Consider the following 11247-nt stretch of genomic DNA (forward strand, 5'->3'; position numbering starts at 1 on the left):
AGAGGGTGTTTATAAAATAATTCTTAAGGAGTTGAGCAACGATGATTACGAGCTAATCGACGTAACATAAGATGTGTCATAGCGGCGTATATCATGGTTTCACTTGTTTGCGGATGATATTCGTAATCTTTACTTAGACGACGATAGCGACCTAGCCATGCCAGTGTACGCTCCACGACCCAACGTCGAGGCAATACTTGAAAGCCTGAAGTGTCATCAGAGCGTTTGACAATCGAGATTGCACAGCCAATAAAATACCTGACCCAATCAACTAGTTTTCCAGCATATCCAGCCGAAGCCCAAATTAAATGCAGCTTGGGGAATGAGTATTGAATTTTATCTAGTACAAGTTTTGCTCCGTCACGGTCTTGAATCGAAGCTGCGTGTACAACAACCATTAAAACTAAACCCATCGTATCAAGGGGTGAAATGAGCAACCGTACAGAAAGTTACGCTAAGGCTGAAACGCTTGCTACACAGGCATTCTAATCATCCTGTTCTAGTGGGTCGTTCGGATCACGCAGCGAACGCATTTCCCCCTGCATAACTGCAAGAGGCAAAGAGAAATGAGGCGTTGCATAATGGCGGTATGAATTGAGGTAAAACTGGATGGAATGTCCGCGTTGTGGGTCATCCCATATCCGTAAGAACGGAAAAAAAAGAGGTAAACAGAATCACATTTGCTGTGATTGCGATCGCCAATTCATTGATCGGTACGAACCACCCCAAGGATACAGTGATGAAGTGAAACGGGAATGCCTGAAAATGTACGTTAATGGCATGGGATTTCGTGGCATCGAACGGGTCAAAGGTGTGCATCACACGACATTGATTACTTGGGTAAAACTTACAGGAGAACTGCTGCCTGATGCCTATGACCCAGAAACAATACCAGAAGTTGGTGAACTCGATGAACTAGAAACGTTCGTCGGCTCAAAAAAAACAAAATCTGGCTTTGGACAGCAGTGAACCACTTCACACAAGGTATTTTAGCGTGGGTTTTGGGCGACCACAGCGCCGAAACCTTTCGACCGTTATGGGATATTGTCGGCACTTGGCAATGCTATTTCTATGTCACGGATGGATGGTTGGTCTATCCAGGCTTTATTCCAGAGGGCGACCAGATTGTGAGCAAGACTTACATGACACGAGTTGAGGGGGAAAACACCCGGTTGCGCCACTATCTCGCTCGATTGCATCGCAAAACGCTATGTTATTCCAAATCAGCACAAATGCTGAAATACTCGATTCGATTGTTACTTCACTATCTCAAATTTTGGGATGTTCCAGTTCCGGAATGATTCATACCGCCATTATGCAACGCCGAGAAATGATAACGTCCCAACATATTGATGTGAGAATGTCCCAAAGGCGATAGCCGCGCTACATCCTCAAGATTCATGCTTTGTTGGGAGCCGATAGAGCTAAGTGCAGCATCCATATAATATGTATTCCATAGTACCAAAGCATTGACAACCAACCCCAAAGCAGAAAGTTGGTCTTCTTGTCCTTCCCGGTAACGTTGGCGCAACTCTCCCTTTTGACCATGAAATATAACTCTGGCAAGCCCATGTCGTCCTTCACCCCGATTTAGCTGAGTCAAAATTCGACGACGGTACGCCTCATCATCGACATAGTTTAATAGGTACAAAGTTTTGGCTATACGCCCCAATTCCCCAATCGCTCGACCCAGAACAGAAGGCTTGTCACCTCGATATAAAGTTCGCATAATATCTGTTGCGCTCACCGTTCCCAACTTTAAAGAACCTGCAACTCGCAGCATGTCATCCCAATAATTCTCAATAAAAGAGGTATTGACCCGTTGCCGTGCTATTCCATTGAGAACGCCATAATCGGCTTCAGAGTCCAAACGCCAAAAGCGAGCCTCCCCTACATCAGCCAGTCGGGGGCTGAACTGGTAGCCCAGTAGCCAGAAAAGACCGAATATCACATCACTGTAACCGCTTGTATCAGTCATAATCTCTTTGAGACGAAGAGAGGTCTGTTGTTCCAAAAGCCCAACCAAAACAACCAGAGAGTCGCGCAGAGTTCCAGGAACCACCAAACCGTGAAAACCTGTAAACTGATCTGAGGTAAAGTTGTAGTAAGTAATACCTCGACCCCGACCAAAATATTTGCTATTTGGGCCTGAATTTAGTGTTTGTACAGGCACCACAAAACGCAATCCATCTGCTGATGCGACTTCTCCCCCACCCCAAGTCTGCGCCAATGGAATCTGAGTTTGAGCATCGACCAACCGTGCATTAGCACTCTTCAAGGTTTCAGAACGAAGGTAGTTTTGCTGTATCCAAGCCAGTCGATTACGAGTTAGGGCTGGGATATCTGCGCGGGTAACTGGCTTCAACCCGATGTTGCAACTTTGAGCTATCAGCACTGCACAGACACTAATGTGTAAATCAGTTACTCGTGAGCTATCCTGACTACCGTGGTTAAATTCATCCATAAACCCTGTTTTAGCATGGATTTCTAGTAGGGCTTCAGGCAAATCCACACGGGGGAGTAGTTCTGCTACCAGTATTTTGAGAGCTTTCAAGCTGGCAGGTTCTTCCAACTTATCCAGGTTGGTTACTGTTAAAGTATCACGCCCTTTTTTGTTAGGTTCGACCCGTACTGCTGCATTGCTGGGCAGATTATTAGCAGTACGATGAAATGCTTCATCGAGTTGCTGTTTCAACTTGGACAGTTCCGCTTCAGGTGTTGGTTGTAGGTTCAGTGCGCGACAAACTTGCTGGTCTGGCTGATTCCCAATATGAACCTTGCAGTAATTTGGCATGAGGGTTGCTCCAACGGATACTGGGGGTGATAAACAGTTCAAGGGCGGCGCAATCCCTCACATAATCGCTCTAAAGTACAGAAAGTGTAAGCGCGGCGGTCAATGTCTGCATTGGGTTGTACAATTAATTGCAGCCAGCCTTTAGTAATGCCATTGAGTGGAGCAGTATCCATCAAGGGATTTGCTTTCTTCTCAATACTTTTGAGAAATTCCACAGCCTTAAGAATTGACGCTCCCGCTTTGGTTGCTTGAAAATCAATTGTCTGTAGTAGTGAGGGGAGAAATCTGCGAACAATTGTCCAACGCTTCAACAGTTCTGGGTAATAATCATCTTCTGGTGGTCTGGCTAGTTCTTCCACCTTTGACACAGACGCTTGTAACTTCTCTTGAGGAATAAGTTGAAAAATAACTTCACGCACACTTTTATCTTCACAATTGGGGTCAAGTATAACTGCACAGGCTGTACCCAATCGCAAAGCTGCCGTATCCAGGTCTTTGATCGTGCGTAACCGTTCTTTTTTTCCATCCCGCACTGACTTAGAGAGTAAATCCTTGATCAACAATTCCAGCACATCGAGGGTGTCATCAGTAGCAAGAGCTTCCAAAGTGTGAATAAAGGCAAGTAGAGTCGCAATTCTCCGCTCAAACGGCATACGGGCAATCGCCTGAACTCGAATTGTTGCTGCATGGCGGGCAAGAGCTTTTAATCTGCTGGCTGGGATACCAGAGAAATTCAAAGTGTTGATACCAAGGGAACGCACTTTAACTAGACGATTCAAAGCATTGACCAAAGCAGGAGCGCTGTGGCGAGTTGGCGATCGCCGTAATTGGTCGAGTGGTGTGTACCAAGTTTTCTCATCGGGTACTAGTAAGGCTTCAAGCTTTGAGCGTTGTTCAAAAGAAGGAATTTTGGCTAAAATTTGCCACAGCCTCTTCGCCGTCCGCTCCCGGACACTGGCAACCAAGCGCTCCAGAACTGTAACTCCAGGTAAAAGGATTTTATGTTCAACTAACCTTGCTGTAACCAAGTCAAATAAAACACTCGGACTCTCCGAACCAACCCAGGCACGTCCGTACAGCCAACGAACCAATTGCCAGTGTCCTGGTTGCCCGCTAAAATCTCGATAGCCATAAAGTTGTTGAATCTCGCCCTGATGCTCCCAATGGGTTACGGAACGCTCAAGGTAGCGTGGCAAACACTCGATATCTGAGATTCCTAACTGAGTGGCTACGTGGATGATTACACCAAGCGGAACATCAATGGGATTTTCCAAAAAAGTCCCCAGAAACCTGACGCTAACTAGCTGCAAGGCAAAACCCAGGCGGTTATGATTTCCACGTCGAATTAGAACACTATCAAAATCCGTATCATCAAGATGGAAGTAGCGAGCCAATTGCATTGGTGTTGGTTCCGACTCATAGCGTCCGTAGCGTTGTCGCTGTTCGAGAGTAAGGAATCCCATCCATAAGTCCTAAGTTGTATTAATTAAAGTGTAAGTTATTTGGTACACTAAATGTCAACGGTGCAGTGCGGGTTTGAAACCTATAAAATCCAGAGGGTTTAATTGGTACAAAGAATTGCCATTTATTGTCGGGTTTCCACAACTGACCAGTCCTGTGAGCGGCAAGAACGGGACTTATTAGAGTATGCTGCCGTTTGTGGTTTTGAGGTAGTTGGTGTTTGGAAGGAAACAGCCTCTGGAATTAAACACAACCGCTCTGAGCGACAAAAGGTTATGGCGTTAGCTCAAAGTCATAGCATTGATGCAATTTTGGTGACAGAAATGACTCGGTGGGGACGTAGCACCATTGACCTGATTTCGACGTTGCAATCACTCCATAGTTGGCATGTTTCCTTAATTGCTCAAACCGGATTGCAATTTGATTTGAATACACCACAAGGTAGGCTAATCGTCCATCTCATGGCATCTTTGGCTGAATTTGAACGGGATTTGGTGCGAGAAAGAGTGCGTTCGGGGGTGGCGGCGGCTAAAGCAAGAGGTCAAAAGTTTGGCAGGCAGCCAGGACAACGGCTTAAAGCAGATAAGTTGGGCCCCAAAGTTTTGCAGATGGTGCAACAGGGGTACTCTTACCGCAAAATTGCAGAAATTCTCAATCTCAGCAAGACAACTGTCAATGATATTGTCAAACGTCACAGACAGTCTGGCTCTGAATCGGCGTTGGAGAAGTAAATTTTAAAAGCTTATCCAGTAATCATTTCAGCCTTAGCGTAACTTTCTGTACGGTTGCTCATTTCACCCCTATCAACAAGGATATGACGTTTGCGACCATTAATCTTTTTTCCGGCATCGTAGCCATCAATCCCTCCTTTTTCAGTCGTTTTAACTGTTTGAGAGTCGATAATTCCTGCGGATGGCTCTGCATCTCTTCCTTCAATTTCTCGTATTTGCGATTGGGCTTTAGCCCACTGCCCTTCGGGCAATCGCAATGCTGAATGGATTTTTTGCCATACACCTTTGCGCTGCCAACGTTGAAAATACGAATATACAGTTTGCCATGCTGGTAAATCATGAGGCATCATTCGCCACGAGCAGCCAGCACGCAAGATATAAAAAATCGCATTCACCACTTCGCGCATATCGACTTCACGTTTTTTTCCACGTTTGCGCTTACGTTCTGCCGGAATCATTGATTTTATCAAATCCCATTCGCTATCAGAAACGTCTGTGGGATAAGGTTTTCGACTCATCTCATCTGATTCAAATATGACAACTGTCTTTTTTAAGATACTTGTCCTGAGGAATGACTCAAGTGCTCTTTATTTTTTATTTATAAACACCCTCTGAGAGATTACTGACCACGATTTCAACCTGTGAATCTGTCCACCTTTGAGACGATCGCTCTGAAACTTTTCCTTTGGAGGAACGGCGTGAACGCTTTGTAAATCGCGTCATATCAAAGACCTCCTGTAAAACCTTTGTAGTCAGCATTGGCACCAGAATAACCCCTCCTCCCAAGCCACTTAAAGAACCTAACAATCCAGCTAATATAGAGCAGATACCTACAGCTAACGTGAATTCGAGATTGTTCATAAAATATCGATTGAAAAAAATTTGTATGAGAAGGTACGATTGCCTAACCTTGCTTATAGTAGGTATTCACTGGTACTCGATCCCTTGATTCTCCATCAAGCTGTAAACTTTTACCAGGCAAGATGAAGCAGTTAACGATGGAGATTTAATTTTCGCCGTAACTTCCTGCTAACTTATCTATCTTCACCCACTGAGACTTTACTAAGGCGAATACTAGAGTGAGATACAAAAGTTTTGAGGATAAGTCTTGGAACAGTACCAGCCGCAGTACCAGTGACCAGTGAGAAGATTGACTTGGGACATCTTGATAACTGGTAACTGATAACCTGATAACTGGTAACTGATAAATTACCTATCCCTTGCAGTATTGTTACGCGATGTAATTTTAGGGTTCAAGGCAACTGATACTTCTGTACTTATCGATAAATGTATTTAGGTAAGCTTATGTCATCACAAAAATCAGTCCGCAAGCGTGGCGTTATCTTGTCTACTACAGGTTGGGACAAATTTCAAAAGGCTAAGCGCGAGTTCGAGTTTCGGAATAATAACGGAAGCCGCTACACCTATGAAGAACTCAGCGAATGCACTGCTCTATCACTACACACAATCTCACGCGTCATGGGACGCGCAGAAGGTGTGGACAAGCTGTCCCTGGAATACTGTTTCCGCGCTTTTGGCTTAGAGTTGGCTAAAACTGATTATACTCGACCGGGTGAAACACGTACTGTTGACTGGGGTTATGATGTAGATGTTTCATCGTTTTACGGTCGTAACGAAGAACTAACACAGTTGCAAGAGTGGGTATTGGTAGAGCGCTGTCGCTTGGTGGCGTTATTAGGAATAGGCGGTATTGGAAAAACGACACTTGCAGCGAAGTTTGCACAACAAGCACAGTTTGAGTTTGACCATGTGATTTGGCGCTCTTTGTCTGCTGCTGTATCTTCTGAAGCTCTTATCGCCGAGTTGGTGTTCTTTTTGTCAAATCAACAAGAAAATACAAGCGACATTAAGCGGTTGATGTATTATTTGCGTAACACAAAATCTCTCGTGATTCTAGACAATTGGGAAACGGTTTTGGAGGCTGGACACGCTGGGGTGTATCGAAGTGGGTATGAGGGATATGGTGAGTTACTACAACAATTTGCACTCACTGATCACCACAGCACATTGATTGTCACTAGTCGCGAAAAGCCTCCTGAGATAGCTGTCAGTGAAGCACCTTGTCTTGGGGTACACTCGTTGAAGTTGGGTGGTGAACCAACTGTTGTCTCTGCATTGTTACAAGCTAAGAAACTGGTAGGAACCGAAGCGCAAAAGCAACAATTGTCAGAACTTTACGGTCATAACCCGCAAGCATTAAAGATTGTTGGCACCTCTATACAAGACCTATTTGATGGCAATATTGGGGAATTCCTCCAACAAGATACTAGAGTATTTAATGGAATTCGTCGTTTATTAGACCAGCAGTTCAATCGTCTCTCAGAGTTAGAGCAGACCATAATGTATTGGTTGGCGATTTATCGGGAAGGCGCGACTTTTGCACAGCTACGATCTGATATTTTACCTACAGTAACAATAGCTGATTTCTTAGAAGCTTTAGAGGCTCTTTTTTGGCGATCGCTGATTGAGAAACACTCAGGATATTACATCTTGCAACCACTGCTGATGGAATATGTGACAGACAAACTGACTAAGCAGATTGGTACTGAACTAGTTACCCAAAAGGTTTCTCTGTTTCTGAATTATGCATTAATAAAAACAACAGTTGACAATCATGTCAGAGAAAGTCAAAAAAGATTTATTTTGCAGCCAATTACTCAGTGTTTAACTACTACCTTTCGTTCTCCTCTAGCACTGAGACAGCAAATACAAGGAATCTTAGAAGCCATCCGAGAAAAAGAAGGTAAGTTAACTGGTTATGCTATCAACAATTTAGTTCACTTATGTTGGCAAATGCAAGTCGATATTTCTGAGTTAGGCATAGGGCAAAACGAAAACAAAAAAGAGAAGCACCGTTACAATTTGACCCATATCAATCAAGCCAAATCTGCTTTCACTCCAACCTTAGATCTGGCATTAACCAGGTAGCAGCACAAGCAATTTCTAACAATTTTCCTTGAGCTATAACCTACTCTTGCGTTCTTCTATGGGATAAGAGTGCAATTACCTACGGCACGATGCTGTGAAAAACCTTTAAAGGATTGGTAACAGTATTTGCCCAGCTTCTGGTTTGAACTTTGTTTTTCGTAAGTATTTCATTGTATACAAGTATGACTCATTCTTCAAGTTTCCATCGCTTTAATAGAAAATTATGGAGCCAGTTTCTGTCATTGGCTCAACCCTATTGGTTCCCTTTAGGAAAATACAACAGTTTAATTGCTTTAGGGCTTTTAGTCATGTTACTGTTGTTTCTCATATCTGTCTTGTTTTTATTAGTTTATCTAGGTGCTTGGTTTGAACATCAATTTTTTGATAAATTTTTTAATGAAATTGCCCCTGGCTTTTTTGATACGCTAAATCTTTTGATAAAATCTCCTCTTATCTACTTGATTGATGCAAGTTTAGTCCTTCCTGTATTTCTTGTCATAATTTTAAGAAAAACGCTGATTAAGCGTTGGCATCCTTGGGTATTACTGGGTCTGCTACTTTTCTTTTCTTTAGCTGTTAGTGGCTTGAATGTGATTATTAGCTATGTTAGTCGCTTTTTTCAAACAGCTCTGGCAAATAGGGATGCACCAACTTTCTGGCGGTTTTTGTGGGTTTATTTCAGTGTCTTTGTAATTGGTACGCCAATTGTTGTCTACTTTAATTATATGCAAGATAAATTAAGCTTGCACTGGCGACGATGGATGACCACCAGTTTCTTGGAGCGCTATTTTCGCAATCGAGCTTATTATGAGATTAATACTAATAACAAAATTGATAACCCTGACCAGAGGATTGCTGAGGATATTAACTCGTTCACTAATACTTCTTTGTCTTTCTTGCTTCTCATTTTAAATTCTATCATTTCTGTGATTTGCTTCACTGGTATTCTTTGGTCAATTTCTGTTCCATTAGTAGTGGTGCTACTAGTTTACTCGACTGTTGGGACGCTAATTACAATTTGGTTTGGAAAGCGCTTAATTGGCTTGAATTTCAACCAAATACAGCAGGAAGCAAACTTTCGCTACAGTTTGGTGCATATCCGCAATAATGCCGAGTCTATTGCTTTTTATCAAGGTGAACAACAAGAATTGACTAATGTTCAGCAACGGTTTACAGCAGTTTTAAGGAACTTTAATTTTCTGATTGGTTGGCAGCGTAATCTAGGCTTTTTCACGACAGGATATAACTACCTTAATGTTATTTTACCTTCTTTAATTGTTGTTCCTTTGTACTTTGCACATCAAATTGATTTTGGAGCAATTACTCAAGCAAGTTTTGCATTTGAGCAAGTTTTGCAAGCGCTGTCTGTGATTGTAAGTCAATTCAATTCCCTCAGTGCATTTATCGCAGGTATTGATCGACTCGACAGTTTTAAACAAGCAATGACAGAAACCTCACAAATCCAGTTTGCGGGTGGAAGGACTTTGGATGTTAAGGTTGAAAATCGTTTGAGTTTAGAGCACATTACCTTATATACACCTAATTATGAAAAAATGCTGGTTAGTAATCTTTCTGTAGCGCTTCAACCCAATCAAGGAATGCTCATTATGGGAAAGAGTGGATGCGGAAAGAGTTCATTACTGAGGGCGATCGCTGGATTGTGGAACTCTGGAACCGGATGTATAGTACGTCCTCCACTCACAGAGATGCTGTTTCTGCCTCAGCGTCCTTATATTCTGTTAGGAAGTCTACGAAGTCAGCTTCTTTATCCCTTAGCCAACCGCGACTTGACAGACAACCAGTTATATGAAGTACTGCAACAGGTGAATTTGGCAGACTTGCCAGAACGGGTAGGTGGTTTTGATGCAGAACTGGACTGGGGACAGATACTTTCTTTAGGTGAGCAACAACGTCTTGCCTTCGCTCGCTTATTGTTAACAGCACCTCGTTATGCAATTCTAGACGAAGCAACCAGTGCTTTAGATGCACAAAATGAGGATAAACTTTACGAGCTGCTCTTATCCACGAAAACCACCTTTGTCAGTGTTGGACATCGGTCTAGTTTAACTAAATATCATCACTTACTTTTAGAGTTAGATGGTTCTGGAGGCTGGCAGGTAACACCTTTAGGCGGCGTAACCCAAGGTATCGGTTAAGCGAGCAACTTTGAAATGCTGCATTTCGCCATTTCAGGTAAGCTAGAGGTTAAAGACCAAACACAGGCAATCATCATTGTGTTCCAGCGGCGGGATTGCCAATTTGTAAAAGCGCGATTGCCCAAAGGGCAGACGACTTCAGGCGTATTGCTGCTTGAAGTGGAGCGCAATCATGCAATGTTCCCTCTTGGAGCTGCCCTGCATGGTCATCGCCGCAGAGCAATCGCCATACTGGAGGCAAGACTAAGATGAACGGGTGGCATCTGAAATCATGGATCTTAATTGGCAGCGCCTTGAGTGTGCTGATGTGTGCTAAACCGCTCGCAGCTCAAGTCGTTCCCGATAACACACTGCCGACAGCAGAGCAAACGCAAGTCACAGGCAATCCCAACTTCCAGATTGACGGCGGAGCAAGGCGGGGGGGCAATCTGTTCCACAGCTTTCAGCAGTTTTCCGTACCCACTGGTGGTTCTGCCTTCTTCAACAATGCAGCAGATGGCAAAACATTCTGACCCGCGTCACGGGTGGGTCAATCTCAAATATTAACGGCTTGATTCGGGCAAATGGCACGGCAAACCTGTTTTTGATTAACCCGAACGGAATTATCTTTGGAGCCAATGCCAGCTTAAATATCGGTGGCTCATTTGTCGCCAGTACAGCCAGCAGCATCAAGTTCGCGGATGGCACTGAGTTCAGTGCTGTCAACCCCTCCGGTTCTCCCTTGCTGACCATTAGTGTGCCCATTGGCTTGCAGTTCAATAGCCAGCAAGGAGACATTGCTGTGCAGAGTACTCCTGAAAAGCCATTGAATGAAGTGGGCGAGGCGGGTCAACTTTTGGATACAGCCCAGACAGTTGGCAACGCGCCGGATGGCACAAGCTTTAACGGGATTTCTGGCAATTTTGACAATGCCAACGATGTTGACCTGTACCAAGTGTACCTGAAACAAGGAGTGCCCTTCCAAGCGAGTACGGTGGGTAGTACGAACCTGGATACCCAGTTGTTTTTGTTCGATGGCAGGGGCGTGGGCTTGTCCAGTAACGATGACATAATTGACGCCATCGTCCAGCAATCTACTGTACCCTTGAACAAACCCTTCACGCCTGCTGCCTCTGGCATCTATTACCTGGGCATTTCCCTCTTCCCTAATAACCCC

General features: G+C 43.9%; 7 protein-coding genes and 4 pseudogenes. 7 read left to right on the forward strand and 4 right to left on the reverse strand.

Going from position 1 to position 11247, the window contains the following annotated elements; genetic code table 11:
- Positions 1-23 precede the first annotated feature (23 nt).
- Positions 24-422: pseudogene (locus V5G28_RS01070) on the reverse strand (transposase); the annotation flags it as partial.
- A 187-nt stretch (positions 423-609) separates the two neighbouring features.
- Here V5G28_RS01070 and V5G28_RS01075 point away from each other — a divergent pair.
- Positions 610-1301, forward strand: a protein-coding gene (locus V5G28_RS01075; protein WP_336229415.1) for an IS1 family transposase whose coding sequence is annotated in 2 segments (ribosomal slippage) — positions 610-934 and positions 934-1301 — 693 coding nt in all. Because the reading frame shifts where the segments join, the coding sequence is not laid out codon by codon here.
- Here V5G28_RS01075 and V5G28_RS01080 read toward each other — a convergent pair.
- Positions 1265-4257: pseudogene (locus tag V5G28_RS01080) on the reverse strand (Tn3 family transposase). The gene V5G28_RS01075 and the pseudogene V5G28_RS01080 overlap by 37 nt on opposite strands.
- A gap of 102 nt (positions 4258-4359) precedes the next feature.
- Here V5G28_RS01080 and V5G28_RS01085 point away from each other — a divergent pair.
- Positions 4360-4986 (forward strand): recombinase family protein, encoded by a 627-nt coding sequence (locus V5G28_RS01085; RefSeq protein WP_336229417.1) that lies wholly within the window; start codon positions 4360-4362, stop codon positions 4984-4986.
- A gap of 71 nt (positions 4987-5057) precedes the next feature.
- On the opposite strand, the pseudogene V5G28_RS01090 reads toward V5G28_RS01085, so the two are convergent.
- Together V5G28_RS01090 and V5G28_RS01095 are read right to left on the reverse strand one after the other, a co-directional pair.
- Positions 5058-5504 (reverse strand): annotated as a pseudogene (locus V5G28_RS01090) (IS5 family transposase); the annotation flags it as partial.
- A 76-nt stretch (positions 5505-5580) separates the two neighbouring features.
- Entirely contained in the window at positions 5581-5847 is a 267-nt protein-coding gene (locus V5G28_RS01095; RefSeq protein WP_336229420.1) for a hypothetical protein, read from the reverse strand.
- Between the two features lie 444 nt (positions 5848-6291).
- Between V5G28_RS01095 and V5G28_RS01100 the strand changes: the two genes are divergently transcribed.
- The 5 genes and pseudogenes from V5G28_RS01100 to V5G28_RS01120 all read left to right on the forward strand — a co-directional run.
- Positions 6292-7935 (forward strand): NB-ARC domain-containing protein, encoded by a 1644-nt coding sequence (locus V5G28_RS01100; RefSeq protein WP_336229422.1) that lies wholly within the window; start codon positions 6292-6294, stop codon positions 7933-7935.
- A 182-nt stretch (positions 7936-8117) separates the two neighbouring features.
- Entirely contained in the window at positions 8118-10091 is a 1974-nt protein-coding gene (locus V5G28_RS01105; RefSeq protein ID WP_336229424.1) for an ABC transporter ATP-binding protein/permease, read from the forward strand.
- A 15-nt stretch (positions 10092-10106) separates the two neighbouring features.
- Positions 10107-10343: a hypothetical protein gene (locus V5G28_RS01110; protein ID WP_336229426.1), complete on the forward strand. Its 237-nt coding sequence runs from the start codon at positions 10107-10109 to the stop codon at positions 10341-10343.
- Positions 10344-10396: 53 nt separating this feature from the next.
- A pseudogene (locus tag V5G28_RS01115) lies at positions 10397-10875 on the forward strand (filamentous hemagglutinin N-terminal domain-containing protein); the annotation flags it as partial.
- 30 nt (positions 10876-10905) lie between these two features.
- A partial coding sequence (locus V5G28_RS01120) for a DVUA0089 family protein (protein WP_336229427.1) occupies positions 10906-11247 on the forward strand: 342 nt, incomplete at its 3' end.

It is taken from the genome of Scytonema sp. PRP1 (assembly GCF_036697665.2).
Taxonomy (GTDB): Bacteria; Cyanobacteriota; Cyanobacteriia; order Cyanobacteriales; family Nostocaceae; genus Kalymmatonema; species Kalymmatonema gypsitolerans.

Coding starts and splice junctions, on each gene's coding strand:
- V5G28_RS01110 (WP_336229426.1), top strand. CDS start 10,107: ATGCTGCATTTCGCCATTTCAGGTAAGCTAGAGGTTAAAGACCAAACA.
- V5G28_RS01095 (WP_336229420.1), bottom strand. CDS start 5,847: ATGAACAATCTCGAATTCACGTTAGCTGTAGGTATCTGCTCTATATTA.
- V5G28_RS01105 (WP_336229424.1), top strand. CDS start 8,118: ATGACTCATTCTTCAAGTTTCCATCGCTTTAATAGAAAATTATGGAGC.
- V5G28_RS01100 (WP_336229422.1), top strand. CDS start 6,292: ATGTCATCACAAAAATCAGTCCGCAAGCGTGGCGTTATCTTGTCTACT.